General features: G+C 59.2%; 15 protein-coding genes. 13 read left to right on the top strand and 2 right to left on the bottom strand.

Annotated elements, in window-relative coordinates:
• Positions 1-320: 320 nt before the first annotated feature.
• Complete coding sequence (gene argF, locus H8F23_RS04435; protein ID WP_093430582.1) at positions 321-1241, top strand: ornithine carbamoyltransferase; 921 nt, start codon at positions 321-323, stop codon at positions 1239-1241.
• Positions 1238-2347 (top strand): ABC transporter ATP-binding protein, encoded by a 1110-nt coding sequence (locus tag H8F23_RS04430; protein ID WP_102901027.1) that lies wholly within the window; start codon positions 1238-1240, stop codon positions 2345-2347. The genes argF and H8F23_RS04430 overlap by 4 nt, the downstream gene beginning before the upstream one ends.
• 78 nt (positions 2348-2425) lie before the next feature.
• Here the strand turns inward: H8F23_RS04430 and H8F23_RS04425 are convergent, their stop codons facing one another.
• Both H8F23_RS04425 and ybaK read right to left on the bottom strand, forming a co-directional pair.
• Positions 2426-3208: a PhzF family phenazine biosynthesis protein gene (locus H8F23_RS04425; protein WP_194933549.1), complete on the bottom strand. Its 783-nt coding sequence runs from the start codon at positions 3206-3208 to the stop codon at positions 2426-2428.
• A 95-nt stretch (positions 3209-3303) separates the two neighbouring features.
• Positions 3304-3774 carry a Cys-tRNA(Pro) deacylase gene (gene ybaK / locus H8F23_RS04420; RefSeq protein ID WP_090285884.1) on the bottom strand — a complete coding sequence of 157 codons (471 nt, stop codon included), beginning with the start codon at positions 3772-3774 and terminating at the stop codon, positions 3304-3306.
• 363 nt (positions 3775-4137) lie between these two features.
• Here ybaK and H8F23_RS04415 point away from each other — a divergent pair, with 363 nt between their 5' ends.
• The 11 genes from H8F23_RS04415 to H8F23_RS04365 all read left to right on the top strand — a co-directional run bounded on the left by H8F23_RS04415 (position 4138) and on the right by H8F23_RS04365 (position 16722).
• A complete protein-coding gene (locus tag H8F23_RS04415; protein ID WP_016986645.1) occupies positions 4138-4989 on the top strand; it encodes an MIP/aquaporin family protein in 852 nt (283 codons plus the stop codon).
• Positions 4990-5066: 77 nt separating this feature from the next.
• Complete coding sequence (glpK, locus tag H8F23_RS04410) at positions 5067-6569, top strand: glycerol kinase GlpK (protein ID WP_093430586.1); 1503 nt, start codon at positions 5067-5069, stop codon at positions 6567-6569.
• 95 nt (positions 6570-6664) lie between these two features.
• Positions 6665-7420 (top strand): DeoR/GlpR family transcriptional regulator, encoded by a 756-nt coding sequence (locus H8F23_RS04405; RefSeq protein WP_007916700.1) that lies wholly within the window; start codon positions 6665-6667, stop codon positions 7418-7420.
• Positions 7421-7664: 244 nt separating this feature from the next.
• Positions 7665-9203 carry a glycerol-3-phosphate dehydrogenase gene (glpD, locus tag H8F23_RS04400; protein ID WP_194933548.1) on the top strand — a complete coding sequence of 513 codons (1539 nt, stop codon included), beginning with the start codon at positions 7665-7667 and terminating at the stop codon, positions 9201-9203.
• A 503-nt stretch (positions 9204-9706) separates the two neighbouring features.
• Positions 9707-10633, top strand: a complete 927-nt coding sequence (locus H8F23_RS04395) for a glutamate/aspartate ABC transporter substrate-binding protein (protein ID WP_137219176.1) — start codon at positions 9707-9709, stop codon at positions 10631-10633.
• Between the two features lie 193 nt (positions 10634-10826).
• On the top strand, positions 10827-11573 hold the full coding sequence (locus H8F23_RS04390; RefSeq protein ID WP_016986630.1) for an amino acid ABC transporter permease: 747 nt from the start codon (positions 10827-10829) through the stop codon (positions 11571-11573).
• Complete coding sequence (locus H8F23_RS04385) at positions 11573-12244, top strand: amino acid ABC transporter permease (protein ID WP_003227756.1); 672 nt, start codon at positions 11573-11575, stop codon at positions 12242-12244. The genes H8F23_RS04390 and H8F23_RS04385 overlap by 1 nt, the downstream gene beginning before the upstream one ends.
• On the top strand, positions 12241-12975 hold the full coding sequence (locus tag H8F23_RS04380) for an amino acid ABC transporter ATP-binding protein (RefSeq protein ID WP_007963947.1): 735 nt from the start codon (positions 12241-12243) through the stop codon (positions 12973-12975). Before H8F23_RS04385 ends, H8F23_RS04380 begins: the two co-directional genes overlap by 4 nt.
• Positions 12976-13145: 170 nt before the next feature.
• Positions 13146-15047, top strand: coding sequence for a two-component sensor histidine kinase AauS (gene aauS, locus H8F23_RS04375; protein WP_194933547.1), 1902 nt, complete (start codon positions 13146-13148; stop codon positions 15045-15047).
• Positions 15044-16372 (top strand): two-component response regulator AauR, encoded by a 1329-nt coding sequence (gene aauR / locus H8F23_RS04370; protein ID WP_007949592.1) that lies wholly within the window; start codon positions 15044-15046, stop codon positions 16370-16372. The genes aauS and aauR overlap by 4 nt, the downstream gene beginning before the upstream one ends.
• An 11-nt stretch (positions 16373-16383) precedes the next feature.
• Complete coding sequence (locus H8F23_RS04365; RefSeq protein WP_194933546.1) at positions 16384-16722, top strand: GlpM family protein; 339 nt, start codon at positions 16384-16386, stop codon at positions 16720-16722.
• Positions 16723-16797 lie beyond the last annotated feature (75 nt).

Genomic DNA, 16797 nt, shown 5'->3' with positions numbered 1-16797 from the left:
AGTGATGGCATGGCGCCACGGTCGTAAACCGACCCAAGCGACGCGTTCCCCGCCACACCGCATTGCCAAGCCCTGTAAGGCCAGTGTACAAAGAGGCTCGCTGCTGTCCTGAACCCGGCTTCAAATGCGCGACTGCAACATTCAGTGCGCCCTCCGAATCCCGCAAAAACCGTAGCCTATTGGAAAAACGCGACATTTAGTGTCAATATCGCGCCTTCCCCTATTTCGTCGCCCCGTGCGGCTTACGCCGCAGGTCTCGCCCGTTGTTCCGTTAAACAAGGCTTTGAGCATCTGCGGTTTGTAGCAAAAGGTAGTCAATGATGAGCGCAAGGCACTTTCTCTCCCTGATGGATTGCACGCCCGAAGAGCTGGTCAGCGTGATCCGTCGAGGCGTTGAGCTCAAGGACCTGCGTAACCGCGGCGTACTGTTCGAGCCTCTGAAAAACCGCGTGCTGGGGATGATCTTCGAAAAATCCTCGACCCGTACCCGGATCTCCTTCGAGGCCGGCATGATCCAGCTCGGCGGCCAGGCAATCTTCCTGTCGCCGCGCGATACCCAACTGGGCCGTGGCGAGCCGATCGGCGACTGCGCCATCGTCATGTCGAGCATGCTCGATGCGGTGATGATCCGTACCTTTGCCCACAGCACCCTGACCGAATTCGCCGCCAACTCGCGCGTGCCAGTGATCAACGGCCTGTCCGATGACCTGCACCCGTGCCAGTTGCTGGCCGACATGCAGACGTTCCTTGAACACCGTGGCTCGATCCAGGGCAAAACGGTCGCCTGGATCGGCGACGGCAACAACATGTGCAACAGCTATATAGAAGCGGCGATCCAGTTCGACTTCCAGTTGCGCGTTGCCTGCCCGGAAGGCTACGAGCCAAATCCTGAGTTCGTCGCCAGAGCCGGCGATCGCGTGACCATCGTCCGCGACCCGCAAGACGCCGTGCGCGGCGCGCATCTGGTGAGCACCGACGTCTGGACTTCGATGGGTCAGGAAGAGGAAACTGCCAAGCGCCTCAAGCTGTTCGCGCCGTTTCAGGTCAACCGCGCCCTGCTCGACCTCGCTGCCGAGGACGTGCTGTTCATGCATTGCCTGCCGGCGCACCGTGGCGAAGAAATCAGCCTCGACCTGCTTGATGACCCGCGCTCCGTCGCCTGGGATCAGGCAGAAAACCGTCTCCACGCACAGAAGGCCCTGCTCGAGTTCCTCGTTGAACCGGCATATCACCACGCATGAGTCATGAATTACTGCTGAACCTGCGCAACCTTGCTTGCGGCTATCAAGATCAACGTGTGGTGCAGAACCTCAATCTGCACCTCAACGCCGGTGACATCGGCTGCCTGCTCGGCTCGTCCGGCTGCGGCAAGACCACCACCCTGCGTGCCATTGCCGGATTTGAGCCGGTGCACGAAGGTGAAATCACCCTCGGTGGCGAAACCATTTCCAGCGCCGGCTTCACCCTCGCCCCGGAAAAGCGCCGGATCGGCATGGTGTTCCAGGACTACGCACTGTTCCCGCACCTGAGCGTCGCCGACAACATTGCCTTTGGTATTCGCAAGCACCCGAACAAGGAACGCGTCACCGAAGAGCTGCTCGAACTGGTCAACCTGAAAAACCTCGGCAAGCGCTTCCCGCACGAGTTGTCCGGCGGCCAGCAACAGCGCGTTGCCCTCGCCCGTGCGTTGGCGCCGGAGCCGCAATTGCTGCTGCTTGATGAGCCGTTTTCCAACCTCGATGGCGAACTGCGGCGCAAGCTCAGCCATGAAGTGCGCGACATCCTCAAGGCGCGTGGCACCAGCGCAATTCTGGTGACCCACGACCAGGAAGAGGCTTTTGCCGTCAGCGATCACGTTGGCGTGTTCAAGGAAGGTCGACTGGAGCAGTGGGACACGCCGTACAACCTGTATCACGAACCGGCAACGCCTTATGTGGCCAGCTTCATCGGTCAGGGTTACTTCATTCGTGGTCAACTCGGCAGCCCGGAATCGGTGCAGACCGAACTGGGTGAGTTGCGCGGGAATCGCGCTTATACGTGGCCGATTGGCGGCGCGGTGGATGTGTTGCTGCGTCCCGATGACATTGTTTATGCCCCGGACAGTGGGTTGAAAGCGCGGATTGTCGGCAAGACGTTCCTTGGCGCTTCGACGCTGTATCGCCTGCAATTGCCAACGGGTGCGCAGCTGGAATCGATTTTCCCCAGCCATGCGGATCATCAGGTGGGTGCGGAGGTGGGGATTCGTGTAGCGGCCGAACACTTGGTACTTTTCCAGGCCTCCGGCAGCACCGCCGCACAAATCCCGGCAGTGGAAAACGGCGTCCGCCGCTACAGCACCGCGCTTTAAAGATCAAAAGATCGCAGCCTTCGGCAGCTCCTACAGGGATCAATGTAGGAGCTGCCGAAGGCTGCGATCTTTTAGCTTTTAACCGAGGATCAGGGTGCCGCTCGCAACCAGCGTCGCATTGCCGCCAATCTTCACCCGTTCACCCTCCAGACGACAGAATAACTCCCCGCCCCGCGCTGAACGCTGGCACGCGGTCAGGCTCGACTTGCCCAGACGTTTCGACCAATACGGAATCAGGCTGCAATGCGTCGAGCCGGTCACCGGATCCTCATTGATGCCAATTGCCGGGGCGAAATAGCGCGAGACGAAGTCGTGCTGATTGCCCCGCGCGGTGACGATCGCGCCGAGCCACGGCAGCTTGGCCAAAGCGACCATGTCGGGCTTGCAATCGAGCACGGCCTGCTCCGACTCCAGCACCACAAACAATTCGTTTGAGCCAAGTACATCAACCGCTTCGACACCCAGCGCCCGCTCAACGTCGACAGTCACACCAATCTCAGACGGCATGATCGACGGGAAATCCAGCCACAACCGATCACCTTCCCGCGTGACGCTAAGCGGACCGGATTTACAGGTAAAGTCGATACGCTCGGCGCTTTCCTTGTAGATCTCGAACAGCACATAAGCACTGGCCAACGTGGCGTGCCCGCACAACGGCACTTCAGTGGTCGGGGTAAACCAGCGGATATGCCAGGCCTGACCTTCGCGCACCAGAAATGCGGTTTCCGCCAGATTGTGTTCGGCGGCGATCTTCTGCATCAGCTCATCCGCGAGCCACGTCTCCAGCCGATAAACCATCGCCGGATTACCACTGAACGGCCGATCACTGAACGCGTCGACCTGATGAAACTCGAGCTGCATAATTTTCTCCCTGAGCCAGTCGACAGAGGATGCAGCCACGCTGTGATCAGCGCCAGTGACAGAACCCGTCAATTTTTTACATACAGCATTAATGACTACGGACGGCCGATGTCGGCAAATTTGGCCTGGGTGTGTTCGGCGAGTACTGCGGGTGCCAGTTCCACTTCCAGGCCACGCCGACCGGCGCTGACATAAATAGTCGCAAAACCCTGAGCCGAGTTGTCGATAAAGGTACGCAGGCGCTTCTTCTGCCCCAACGGGCTGATGCCGCCCAACAGATACCCGGTGGAGCGCTGAGCGGCTGCCGGGTCAGCCATCTCGACTTTTTTTACGCCAGCGGCATGGGCCAGACCTTTGAGGTCGAGGCTTCCGACGACCGGCACCACCGCCACCAGCAACTCGCCTTTTTCACTGGCCGCGAGCAGGGTTTTAAACACCTGTGCCGGTTCAAGTGCCAGCTTCTCTGCGGCCTCAAGGCCATAGGACGCGGCCTTCGGGTCATGTTCGTAACTGTGCACGCGATGTTCGGCACGAACTTTTTTCAACAAGTCCAACGCAGGGGTCATGGCAAGCTCCAGGCTCGGCAATGGCAAAAAAAACCTCCGCCGGATTCTAGGTGATCAGCCTCCAAAAGGCTCTATCCCAAGCCACGATTCCCGTGGCTCGCAGACATTCAGCGCACGTTGTCGCACTTGGGCCACAAAGGATCATTCACCCAGCGAATAGTTTTATTGTGACCGACGGTTCACTTTCGACCTTTGACAGGTTTGTTTCTTGTCTATATTTTTTCGAATCTGAATAATGTAAGAATTGTCGTCACAGCGGCACTCAGCAGTAAACCGGGAACGGAATGGGGATTCCTACTCGGGGAAAATCGCGCCTTGCCCTGTTGGCAAACGCGCCAGACAACAACAAAAACGAGGTTTTCAATGACAACTGCTTTACAGCAACCAACGCTCTCGAGCCAATGCATGGCCGAGTTTCTGGGTACTGCACTACTGATTTTTTTCGGCACCGGCTGTGTCGCCGCGCTCAAAGTCGCGGGTGCCAGCTTCGGCCTATGGGAAATCAGCATCATCTGGGGCGTCGGCGTCAGCATGGCGATCTACCTCACCGCCGGAGTTTCCGGCGCACACCTGAACCCGGCCGTGAGCATTGCCCTGGCGATCTTCGCCGACTTCGAAAAGCGCAAACTGCCGTTCTATATTCTTGCCCAGATCGCCGGCGCCTTCTGCGGCGCGCTGCTGGTTTACACGCTGTACAGCAATCTTTTCTTCGATTACGAACAAACTCACCAAATGGTCCGTGGTTCGGCCGCCAGCCTTGAGTTGGCCTCGGTGTTTTCGACCTTCCCGAACCCGGTGCTGTCCACCGCCCAGGCATTCCTGGTCGAGATGATCATCACGGCGATCCTGATGGGCGTGATCATGTCCCTGACCGATGACAACAACGGCCTGCCGAAAGGCCCGCTGGCACCGCTGCTGATCGGCTTGCTGATTGCCGTGATCGGCAGTTCGATGGGACCGTTGACCGGTTTCGCCATGAACCCGGCGCGTGACTTCGGTCCGAAACTGATGACTTTCTTCGCCGGCTGGGGTGAAATTTCCTTCACTGGCGGCCGTGATATTCCGTATTTCCTGATTCCGATTTTTGCACCGATTGTCGGTGCCTGCCTCGGCGCTGCCGGGTATCGCGGGCTCATCGCCCGTCACCTGACCGGCGCCACACCTGCTACAAAGGATGCAGAACCGGCCATTGACGGCAAACCAAGAACTTCTTGAAACAGTCGGCGCCGGCTCCTGCCCTATAGAGCCTGCGCCACGGCCCAATCTCCCTTATTTCGTCCAAGGCAATCGACATGACCGACATTCAGAATAAGAACTACATCATTGCCCTCGATCAGGGTACGACCAGCTCCCGCGCGATCATTTTCGACCGCGACGCGAACGTGGTCTGCACCGCGCAGCGCGAATTCGCCCAGCATTACCCGCAAGCCGGTTGGGTTGAACACGACCCGATGGAAATCTTCGCCACCCAGAGCGCGGTGATGGTTGAAGCGCTGGCCCAGGCTGGCCTGCATCACGATCAGGTGGCTGCCATCGGCATCACCAACCAGCGTGAAACCACCGTGGTCTGGGACAAGACCACCGGCCGCCCGGTGTACAACGCCATCGTCTGGCAGTGCCGCCGCAGCACCGAGATCTGCCAGCAGCTCAAGCGCGATGGCCACGAAGACTACATCCGCGACAACACTGGCCTGGTTACCGACCCGTACTTCTCCGGCACCAAACTGAAGTGGATCCTCGACAACGTCGAAGGCAGCCGCGAACGAGCGCGCAACGGCGAACTGCTGTTCGGCACCGTCGATAGCTGGCTGATCTGGAAATTCACCGGCGGCAAGGTGCACGTTACCGACTACACCAACGCGTCGCGCACCATGCTCTTCAATATCCATTCGCTGGAATGGGATTCGAAGATGCTGGAAATCCTCGACATCCCGCGCGAGATGCTTCCGGAAGTGAAGGCTTCTTCGGAAATCTACGGTCGCACCAAGAGCGGCATTGCCATCGGTGGTATCGCCGGTGACCAGCAAGCCGCGTTGTTCGGGCAGATGTGCGTGGAGCCGGGTCAAGCGAAAAACACCTACGGCACCGGCTGCTTCCTGCTGATGAACACTGGCGACAAAGCGGTGAAATCCCAGCACGGCATGCTCACCACCATCGCTTGCGGCCCGCGTGGCGAAGTGGCTTATGCGCTGGAAGGCGCGGTGTTCAACGGCGGTTCGACCGTGCAGTGGCTGCGCGATGAACTGAAAATCATCAACGACGCCCACGACACCGAATACTTCGCCAATAAAGTAAAAGACAGCAACGGCGTGTACCTGGTGCCAGCCTTCACCGGTCTGGGCGCGCCGTACTGGGACCCGTATGCCCGTGGCGCGCTGTTCGGCCTGACTCGCGGCGTGCGCGTGGATCACATCATCCGCGCCGCGCTGGAGTCGATCGCTTACCAGACTCGCGACGTGCTCGACGCCATGCAGCAAGACTCCGGCGAACGCCTCAAAGCCCTGCGCGTGGACGGCGGCGCGGTGGCGAACAACTTCCTCATGCAGTTCCAGGCCGACATCCTCGGCACGCAGGTCGAGCGTCCGCAAATGCGCGAAACCACTGCACTTGGCGCCGCGTATCTGGCCGGTCTGGCGTGCGGTTTCTGGGGCAGCCTGGACGAACTGCGTGGTAAAGCGGTGATCGAGCGTGAGTTTGAACCGAGCCTGGACGAAACCGAGAAAGAGAAGCTGTACAAAGGCTGGAAGAAAGCCGTCAGCCGCACCCGTGACTGGGCGCGTGAAGACGCTGAATAAGCCAACCTTCAGATCCAGATAGGCATCTAACTGGTCGGGAGCGGATTCCTGCGGCATCATGGGCAAATTTTGCACGGCAGCCCAAAGGAAGCCCCATGAATCTGCCTCCCCGTCAGCAGCAAATCCTCGAGCTGGTCCGCGAACGCGGCTATGTGAGCATCGAGGAAATGGCCACGCTGTTCGTTGTTACCCCGCAAACCATCCGCCGCGACATCAATCAGCTCGCGGAAGCTAATCTGTTGCGTCGCTACCATGGTGGCGCAGCCTACGATTCCAGCGTCGAAAATACTGCCTATGCGATGCGCGCCGACCAGATGCGCGATGAAAAACAACGCATCGGTGAAGCCATCGCCGCCCAGATCCCCGATCACGCCTCGCTGTTCATCAATATCGGCACCACCACCGAATCGATTGCCCGCGCCCTGCTCAACCACAATCATCTGAAGATCATCACCAACAACCTGCATGTGGCGTCGATGCTCAGTGCCAAGGATGATTTCGATGTACTGCTGACCGGCGGCAATGTGCGCCGTGATGGCGGCGTGGTCGGTCAGGCGAGTGTGGATTTCATTAATCAGTTCAAGGTTGATTTTGCGCTGGTCGGGATCAGCGGGATTGATGAAGACGGCAGTTTGCTCGACTTTGACTATCAGGAAGTGCGGGTTTCCCAGGCGATCATTGCCAATGCGCGGCAGGTGATTCTGGCGGCGGACTCGAGCAAGTTCGGGCGTAACGCGATGATTCGCCTGGGGCCGATCAGCCTGATCGATTGCCTGGTAACCGATCAGCAGCCGGTGCCGGCGCTGGCGCAGTTGTTGAGCCAGCACAAGATTCGCCTGGAAGTCGTTTAACCCGCAAGATCAACAGATCGCAGCCTTCGGCAGCTCCTACATGGGTTCACTTGACCTGTAGGTGCTGCCGTAGGCTGCGATCTTTTGCTTTTAATGTTCGAAAATTTTCTTTTAACCGCCCTTCGATGAGTTTTTTCAATCGAACGTGACTGGCTGCGCGGGTGTTTATGGGCTACCATTTTCGCAAATGAACATTCATGTTCGATTTCCAATATAGAAAATCAAAAGAACCCGAGGCCAGCCGATGTCCACCTCTACCTTGCGTACGCCCCCAATCTCCGAGATCTACGACATCGCCGTCATTGGCGGCGGGATCAATGGCGTGGGGATCGCAGCGGATGCCGCCGGTCGCGGGCTTTCGGTGTTCCTTTGCGAAAAAGACGATCTGGCCAGCCACACCTCGTCGGCCAGCAGCAAGCTGATCCACGGCGGCCTGCGCTACCTCGAACATTACGAATTCCGTCTGGTGCGGGAAGCACTGGCTGAGCGCGAAGTGTTGCTGGCCAAGGCGCCGCATATCGTCAAACCGATGCGTTTCGTGTTGCCGCACCGTCCACACTTGCGTCCGGCGTGGATGATCCGCGCTGGCCTGTTCCTGTATGACAACCTCGGCAAGCGCGAAAAACTGCCAGGTTCGAAAAGCCTGAAGTTCGGCGCCGACAGCGCGCTGAAAAGTGAAATCAAGAAAGGCTTCGAATATTCCGACTGCTGGGTCGATGACGCCCGCCTCGTTGTCTTGAACGCCATGGCCGCCCGCGAAAAAGGCGCTCACGTGCACACCCAGACCCGGTGCGTCAGCGCCCGTCGCACCAAAGGCCTGTGGCACCTGCATTTGGAACGTGCCGACGGCAGCCTGTTTTCGATCACCGCCAAAGCGCTGGTGAACGCCGCCGGCCCGTGGGTTGCCAAGTTCATTCGTGACGACCTGAAGATGGAATCGCCTTACGGCATCCGTTTGATCCAGGGCAGCCATATCATCGTGCCGAAGTTGTACGAAGGCGATCACGCGCACATTCTGCAAAACGAAGATCAGCGCATCGTCTTCACCATTCCATATTTGAACCACTTCACCCTGATCGGCACCACCGATCGTGAGTACACCGGTGATCCGGCGAAAGTGGCAATCACCGACGCCGAAACCGACTACCTGTTGAAAGTGGTCAACGCCCACTTCAAGCAGCAGATCAGCCGTGACGACATCCAGCACAGCTACTCTGGCGTACGCCCACTGTGCAACGACGAATCCGACAATCCGTCGGCCGTCACCCGTGATTACACCCTGGCCTTGTCGGGCAGCACTGAAGAGGCACCGCTGTTGTCGGTGTTCGGCGGCAAGCTGACCACCTACCGCAAGCTCGCCGAGTCGGCGATGGCACAGTTGATGCCGTTCTTCACCCAGATGCGCCCGAACTGGACCGCCACCGCTACCCTGCCTGGCGGCGAGGACATGACCACCCCGCAAGCCTTGTGCGCGCAGATCCGCGACAAGTTCGACTTCGTACCGACCGAGATCGCCCGCCGCTGGGCCACCACCTACGGCAGCCGGACCTGGCGCATGCTTGAAGGTGTGGAAAGCCTCGCGGACATGGGCGAACACATCGGCGGCGGGCTCTACACCCGCGAAGTCGATTACCTGTGCAGCGAAGAGTGGGCAACCACGGCCCACGACATTCTGTGGCGCCGCAGCAAGCTGGGCCTGTTCACCACTCCGGCCGAGCAGGAGAAACTGGCGGCGTACCTGGGTAAGGTCGAGCAGAACCGTAGCAAGATTGAAGCGGCGTGATCTGAACATCGCTTAAACGAAAGCCCCTGAATTGAGAGATTCAGGGGCTTTTTGTTTTGTGGGCTCTGCAAAATGTGATTGTGTCAGTTTGATCGTTTCCCCCTCACCCCCAGGGGTTGGAGGGGGAAGGGAGTCGATCGAGGTGCTCTGTAAATCCTGAGTTCGACTCGGTATTCCAGGTCGGCGTAACTTGCCCAAACAACGCGGTCGGTCCCCTCTCCCTCTGGGAGAGGGTTAGGGGCTTTTGATCGTTCGGTTTTCCGAACGCGACTTCTCGGTCGATTCGGTAAACCGGATCAGTTACACCAAAACAAACCATCACAAAACTTTAATAACGTTATAAATCATAAAGTTAAGTACATCTCCCTGGTCTGGCACGAGTCATGCTCTACACTCTCTCGACGAATGCTTGTTGTGCCAACACTTCAGGAGCCGTCAGGCATTCGAAGCACAAAAGGGCCGACGAACTGGCTCCATAAAAAAAACAATTCGAGGAAAATTTGATGCGCATCGTTCCCCATATCCTGGGCGCAGCCATTGCGGCCGCTCTGATCAGCACGCCAGTTTTCGCCGCCGAGCTCACCGGCACCCTGAAGAAAATCAACGATTCGGGCACCATCACGCTCGCTCACCGCGACAGCTCCATTCCGTTTTCCTACATCGCGGATGCTTCCGGCAAACCAGTGGGCTACTCCCACGACATTCAAGTGGCCATCGTTGAAGCCCTGAAAAAAGACCTGAACAAGCCAGACCTGCAGGTCAAATACAACCTGGTAACCTCGCAAACCCGTATCCCGCTGATCCAGAACGGCACCGCGGATATCGAGTGCGGCTCCACCACCAACAACGCCGAACGCGCTCAGCAAGTCGACTTCACCGTCAACATCTTCGAAATCGGCACCCGTCTGCTGGTCAAGAAAGACAAGGATGGCAAGCCGTCCTACGCTGACTTCGCCGACCTCAAAGGCAAAAACGTCGTGACCACTGCCGGCACCACGTCCGAGCGCATCATCAAAGCGATGAACGCCGACAAGCAGATGGGCATGAACATCATCTCCGCCAAAGACCACGGCGAATCCTTCAACATGCTGGAAAGCGGCCGCGCCGTTGCCTTCATGATGGACGACGCTTTGCTGGCCGGCGAAGAAGCCAAGGCCAAGAAGCCGAACGACTGGATCATCACCGGTACTCCACAGTCCTTCGAAGCCTATGCGTGCATGGTTCGTAAAGACGACCCGGCCTTCAAGAAGGCTGTCGATGACGCCATCGTCGCCCTGTACAAGTCTGGCGAGATCAACAAGATCTACAGCAAGTGGTTCGAAAGCCCGGTTCCACCAAAAGGCCTGAACCTGAACTTCCCGATGAGCGACAAGGTAAAAGATCTGATCGCCAACCCGAGCGACAAGCCGGCGCCTGACGTAAAAATCTGATTCCTGACTAACCTTACTGCCTGAGGGGGCCACTCTCCCTCAGGCGTCTGTTACTACCTGCGGGCTTCACTGTGGAACACTCGACCTGGCGGTTTCCGAGCCGATCGCGTGTGCCTGACGTTCAGCGTCAGGCGGGAAAGGATCTTCCCCAAGCGGGTGCTTGTACATCGATCGATCTCGAGGGGAGACCCTAATGAATTACAACTGGGACTGGGGCGTGTTCTTCAAGTCCACCGGCGTCGGCAGCGAGACTTATCTCGACTGGTACGTCACCGGTTTGGGCTGGACCATTGCCATCGCCATCGTGGCATGGATCATCGCCTTGCTGCTGGGCTCCATTCTGGGGGTCATGCGCACGGTGCCAAACCGCATCGTATCGGGCATCGCCACCTGCTACGTCGAGCTGTTCCGTAACGTGCCGCTGCTGGTGCAACTGTTCATCTGGTACTTCCTGGTGCCCGACCTGCTGCCGCAAAACCTGCAGGACTGGTACAAACAGGACCTCAACCCGACCACCTCGGCTTACCTGAGCGTTGTCGTGTGCCTGGGCCTGTTCACCGCCGCCCGTGTCTGCGAGCAAGTGCGTACCGGTATCCAGGCGCTGCCACGCGGCCAGGAATCCGCCGCGCGCGCCATGGGTTTCAAGCTGCCGCAGATCTACTGGAACGTGCTGCTGCCCCAGGCCTACCGGATCATCATTCCGCCGCTTACCTCGGAATTCCTCAACGTCTTCAAGAACTCCTCCGTGGCGTCCTTGATCGGTTTGATGGAACTGCTGGCGCAAACCAAACAGACCGCTGAGTTCTCGGCCAACCTGTTTGAAGCCTTCACCCTGGCCACGCTGATCTACTTCACCCTGAACATGAGCCTGATGTTGCTGATGCGCATGGTCGAGAAGAAAGTCGCAGTGCCCGGCCTGATCTCCGTGGGGGGTAAATAATGGACTTCGATTTCAGCGGCATCATCCCCGCCATCCCGGGCCTGTGGAACGGCATGGTCATGACCTTGCAGTTGATGGTCATGGGCGTGGTCGGCGGCATCGTGCTGGGGACCATCCTCGCACTGATGCGCCTGTCGTCGAGCAAACTGCTGTCGCGGGTGGCCGGCGCTTATGTGAACTACTTCCGTTCGATCCCGCTGCTGCTGGTGATCACCTGGTTCTACCTGGCGGTGCCGTTCGTGCTGCGCTGGATCACCGGTGAAGACACGCCGATCGGTGCGTTCACCTCCTGCGTCGTGGCCTTCATGATGTTCGAAGCCGCGTACTTCTGCGAGATCGTCCGGGCCGGTGTGCAGTCGATCCCCAAAGGCCAGATGGCCGCCGCGCAAGCGATGGGCATGACCTATGGCCAGACCATGCGCCTGATCATCCTGCCCCAGGCGTTCCGCAAGATGACCCCGTTGCTGCTGCAACAGTCGATCATCCTGTTCCAGGACACCTCGCTGGTTTACACCGTGGGTCTGGTGGACTTCCTCAACTCCGCCCGCTCCAGCGGCGACATCATTGGCCGGTCCAACGAGTTCCTGATCTTCGCCGGTGTCGTCTACTTCATCATCAGCTTTTCCGCCTCGCTGCTGGTCAAGCGTCTGCAAAAAAGGTTCGCCGTATGATCTCTATCAAGAACATCAACAAGTGGTATGGGGACTTCCAGGTGCTGACTGATTGCAGCACCGAGGTCAAGAAAGGCGAAGTGATCGTGGTCTGCGGCCCGTCGGGTTCCGGCAAATCGACCCTGATCAAATGCGTCAACGCGCTCGAGCCGTTCCAGAAAGGCGACATCGTCGTCGACGGCACCTCGATTGCCGACTCGAAGACCAACCTGCCGAAACTGCGTTCGCGCGTGGGCATGGTGTTCCAGCATTTCGAACTGTTCCCGCACCTGACCATCACCGAAAACCTGACCATCGCGCAGATCAAGGTGTTGGGCCGCAGCAAGGAAGAGGCGACCAAGAAAGGTCTGCAATTGCTCGAGCGCGTCGGCTTGTCCGCTCACGCCCACAAACATCCGGGGCAATTGTCCGGTGGTCAGCAACAGCGTGTGGCGATTGCCCGTGCGCTGGCGATGGACCCGATTGTCATGCTGTTCGACGAACCGACTTCGGCGCTCGATCCGGAGATGGTCAACGAAGTGCTCGACGTGATGGTGCAACTGGCCCACGAAGGCATGACCATGATGTGCGTAACCCACGAAATGGGCTTTGCGCGCAAAGTGGCTGACCGGGTGATCTTCATGGACGCCGGCAAGATCATCGAAGACTGCCCGAAAGAGGAATTCTTCGGCGACATCAGCGCCCGCTCCGAACGCGCGCAGCACTTCCTCGAGAAAATCCTGCAGCACTAAAACCGAGTACTTGCGCCATCACACTGATCCCTGTGGGAGCGAGCTTGCTCGCGAAAGCGGACTGACATTCAACATTGATGTTGAGTGATCCGCCCCCTTCGCGAGCAAGCTCGCTCCCACAGGGACAGCGGTGAACCTGCAAGTGTGGTGGTTGACCCAAGGCAACTGTGATGAAATGCGACCCCACTCTCTATCGCGCCGCGCCGCCATCACTTGCCGTGAAGCCTCGTCTGATTCGTCATCTGTTTCTGCCGCCACTGGTCATCGTCCTGATGATCGGGTTGGGTTACGCCGGCTTCTGGACCAGTGAGCATTTCGGCATTCGCAGCCTCAGCGAAAACGGCCAGCGTCAGCTCGAACTGAACGCCCGCGCCGTCGAAAGCGAAATCAGCAAGTACACCTATCTGCCCAGCCTGCTGGAACTCGAAACCAGTGTGTCGCAGCTGCTGGCCGACCCGACCCCGGAACACCGGCAAACGGTCAACGATTACCTTGAAGGCCTGAACCGGCGCAGTCGCAGTCGGGCCATCTACGTGATGGACACCACCGGCCGTGTGATGGCCACCAGCAACTGGCGCGATGTCGACAGTTACCTCGGTGAAGACCTGTCCTTTCGCGCCTACTTCCAGAAAGCCGTACGCGGCGAGCCGGGGCGTTTCTACGGCATCGGCAGCACCAACGGCGAGCCCGGCTATTACCTCGCCCACGGCCTCGAAGAGCATGGCAAGATCATCGGCGTCGCCGTGGTCAAAGTGCGCCTGGAAGCCATGGAAGAACGCTGGCAACGCGCACGCCTCGAAGCCTTTGTCAGCGATGAGAACGGCATCATCATTCTCTCCAGCGATCCGGCCCGACGCCTCAAGTCAGTGATCCCGCTCACCGACGAAACCAAAGAAAAACTCGCCCGCAGCCTGCAGTACTACTGGTTCCCGCTCAACGAACTGCAACCGCTGGCCCGGGAAACCCTGTCCGAAGGCGTGGAAAAACTGACCTTCCCCGCCAACAGCGAAGTGCGCTCCGACGATGACGACATCAGCTATCTGGCACAAACCCGGCCACTGAGCGACACACCGTGGAATTTCACCCTGCTCACGCCGTTGCAGGACCTGCGCCGCGAAGCCATCAACCAAGGGATTCTGGTCGCCGTCGCGTTTGCGCTGGTGGCATTCCTGTTGATCGCCTGGAACGAGCGGCGCAAGGTCATCGCCACCCGTCTCGCCGCCCGCGAAGCCTTGCAGGAAGCCAACAATCAACTGGAGCGTCGGATTACCGAACGCACCACTGATCTGCGCGCCAGCAACGAGCGCCTGAAGAGCCAGATCCGCGAACGGCGTCAGGCCGAAGAGACGCTGCGCCGTGCGCAGGATGAACTGGTGCAGGCCGGCAAGCTCGCCGCCATCGGTCAGATGTCGACCAGCATCGCCCACGAATTGAACCAGCCGCTGGCGGCGATGCGTACGCTATCGGGCAACACCGTGCGCTTCCTCGAACGGGGCCAACTGGATGTCGCCAGCACCAATCTGAAAACCATCAACGAGCTGATCGACCGCATGGGCCGGATCACCGCCAGCCTGCGTTCGTTCGCCCGGCGCGGTGACAACCAGGGCCAGGCCAGCCTCGGCAAAGCCGTGGAGGCCGCGCTGCAATTGCTCGGGGCACGCCTGGAGAGTTCGGCGGTCAACATTCACCGCCAGTTCATCGATGTCCAGGTGCAGATCGACCAGACCCGCCTCGAACAGATTCTGGTCAACCTGATCGGCAACGCCCTCGACGCCATGCAGGCGCAACCCCTGCCCGAGCTGTGGCTGGAGGGTGAAGAATTCAACGCCAAATACCGCCTGCGTGTACGTGACAACGGTCACGGCATCGACGCTGAAGCGCGCAAGCATCTGTTCGAACCGTTTTTCACCACCAAGCCCGGCGAACAAGGCCTGGGCCTTGGCCTGACCCTTTCCGCCAGCCTCGCCGCCGCCACCGGCGGGCATCTGGGTGTCGAACACCCGGCCAGCGGTGGCACCACCTTCGTCCTCAGTTTACCGTTGGTAAGCCCTACTCCTGCCGAGCCAATATGAACCACGACCTTAGTGTGCTGATCGTCGAAGACGACCCCCATGTGCTGCTCGGCTGCCAACAGGCGCTGACCCTCGAAGACATTCCCTGTGTCGGCGTCGGCAGTGCGGAAGAAGCGCTGGAGCGCGTCGGCGACAACTTTGCCGGCATCGTCATCAGCGACATTCGCCTGCCGGGCATCGATGGCCTCGAACTGCTGACCCGCCTCAAGCAACGTGATCGCAGCCTGCCGGTGGTGTTGATCACCGGCCACGGCGACATTTCCATGGCTGTCGGCGCGATGCAGAAAGGCGCCTACGACTTCATGGAAAAACCGTTCTCGCCGGAGCGTCTGGTCGACGTCGCACGGCGGGCGCTGGAGCAACGCAGCCTCGCCCGCGAGGTCTCATCGCTGCGCCGGCAACTGGCCGAGCGCGACTCCCTTGAGGGGCGGATCATTGGCCGCTCGCCGGCGATGCAGAACCTGCGCGAACTGATTGCCAACGTCGCCGACACTTCGGCCAACGTGCTGATCGAAGGCGAGACCGGCACCGGTAAGGAACTGGTCGCCCGCTGCCTGCACGATTTCAGTCGTCGCCACAGCAAGCAATTCGTCGCGCTGAACTGCGGCGGGCTGCCGGAAAATCTTTTTGAAAGCGAGATTTTCGGCCACGAGGCCAACGCCTTTACCGGTGCCGGCAAACGCCGTATCGGCAAGATCGAACACGCCGACGGCGGCACGCTGTTCCTCGACGAAGTGGAAAGCATGCCGCTGCCATTGCAGATCAAACTGCTGCGCGTACTGCAGGAACGCACCCTCGAACGTCTCGGCTCGAACCAGAGCGTGGCCGTGGATTGCCGGGTGATCGCAGCAACCAAATCCGACCTCGACGAAGCGAGCAAGGCTGGCGAGTTTCGCAGCGACCTGTACTACCGCCTCAACGTCGTGACCCTGGAACTGCCGCCGTTGCGCGAGCGCCGCGAAGACATCCTGCAACTGTTCGAACACTTCACCCAGCAGTCGGCCCTGCGTTTCGATCGCGCGCTGCCGGAGCTGGACAACCAGACCCTGTCGAACCTGATGAGCCACGATTGGCCAGGCAATGTGCGCGAACTGCGCAACGTCGCCGAACGTTTTGCCCTCGGCCTGCCGGCGTTCAAAAAGTCCGGCGCCAGCAGTGGCGGACAAGGCCTGGCGTTTGCCGAAGCGGTGGAAGCGTTCGAGCGCAACCTGCTCAGCGACGCCCTGCAACGCAGCGGCGGTAACCTGACTCAGGCCAGCCTGGAATTGGGCATGGCCAAGACCACGCTGTTCGACAAAGTGAAGAAGTACGGGTTGAGCCATTAAGCGAGAACAATGTGGATCTGTTTTTCAAAGCCCTGTTGGGCGCAGCGGTGGTGCTGATCATCGCGGCGCTGTCGAAAACCAAAAACTATTACATAGCCGGACTGGTACCGCTGTTTCCGACGTTTGCGCTGATTGCGCATTACATCGTCGGCAAAGGGCGTTCGATTGAAGATCTGAAGACCACGATCGTGTTCGGCATGTGGTCGATCATTCCGTACTTTGTGTATCTGGCGACGTTGTATGTGATGGTGGATCGGCTGCGACTGGAGGTTTCGTTGGCCGTGGCGGCGGTGGCGTGGTTGATGGCTGCTACGGTGTTGGTGACGGTTTGGGTTCGGTTACACAGCTGACCCTCACCCCAGCCCTCTCCCAGAGGGAGAGGGGGCCGACCGCTGAATATTGAAGATCTCCGCCGACGTGAAAGT

Source organism: Pseudomonas neuropathica (assembly GCF_015461835.1).
Lineage (GTDB): Bacteria > Pseudomonadota > Gammaproteobacteria > Pseudomonadales > Pseudomonadaceae > Aquipseudomonas > Aquipseudomonas neuropathica.
The sequence above is the reverse complement of the archived record's forward strand: the minus strand, read 5'-3'. Positions and strand labels throughout refer to the sequence as shown.

Excerpts from the sequence above, each read along its gene's own strand:
- ybaK (WP_090285884.1), bottom strand. The coding sequence starts at position 3,774 with ATGACCCCTGCGTTGGACTTGTTGAAAAAAGTTCGTGCCGAACATCGC.
- aauS (WP_194933547.1), top strand. The coding sequence starts at position 13,146 with ATGAAATGCGACCCCACTCTCTATCGCGCCGCGCCGCCATCACTTGCC.
- H8F23_RS04415 (WP_016986645.1), top strand. The coding sequence starts at position 4,138 with ATGACAACTGCTTTACAGCAACCAACGCTCTCGAGCCAATGCATGGCC.
- H8F23_RS04380 (WP_007963947.1), top strand. The coding sequence starts at position 12,241 with ATGATCTCTATCAAGAACATCAACAAGTGGTATGGGGACTTCCAGGTG.
- H8F23_RS04425 (WP_194933549.1), bottom strand. The coding sequence starts at position 3,208 with ATGCAGCTCGAGTTTCATCAGGTCGACGCGTTCAGTGATCGGCCGTTC.
- argF (WP_093430582.1), top strand. The coding sequence starts at position 321 with ATGAGCGCAAGGCACTTTCTCTCCCTGATGGATTGCACGCCCGAAGAG.
- H8F23_RS04385 (WP_003227756.1), top strand. The coding sequence starts at position 11,573 with ATGGACTTCGATTTCAGCGGCATCATCCCCGCCATCCCGGGCCTGTGG.
- H8F23_RS04395 (WP_137219176.1), top strand. The coding sequence starts at position 9,707 with ATGCGCATCGTTCCCCATATCCTGGGCGCAGCCATTGCGGCCGCTCTG.
- H8F23_RS04405 (WP_007916700.1), top strand. The coding sequence starts at position 6,665 with ATGAATCTGCCTCCCCGTCAGCAGCAAATCCTCGAGCTGGTCCGCGAA.
- H8F23_RS04390 (WP_016986630.1), top strand. The coding sequence starts at position 10,827 with ATGAATTACAACTGGGACTGGGGCGTGTTCTTCAAGTCCACCGGCGTC.
- glpK (WP_093430586.1), top strand. The coding sequence starts at position 5,067 with ATGACCGACATTCAGAATAAGAACTACATCATTGCCCTCGATCAGGGT.
- glpD (WP_194933548.1), top strand. The coding sequence starts at position 7,665 with ATGTCCACCTCTACCTTGCGTACGCCCCCAATCTCCGAGATCTACGAC.
- aauR (WP_007949592.1), top strand. The coding sequence starts at position 15,044 with ATGAACCACGACCTTAGTGTGCTGATCGTCGAAGACGACCCCCATGTG.
- H8F23_RS04430 (WP_102901027.1), top strand. The coding sequence starts at position 1,238 with ATGAGTCATGAATTACTGCTGAACCTGCGCAACCTTGCTTGCGGCTAT.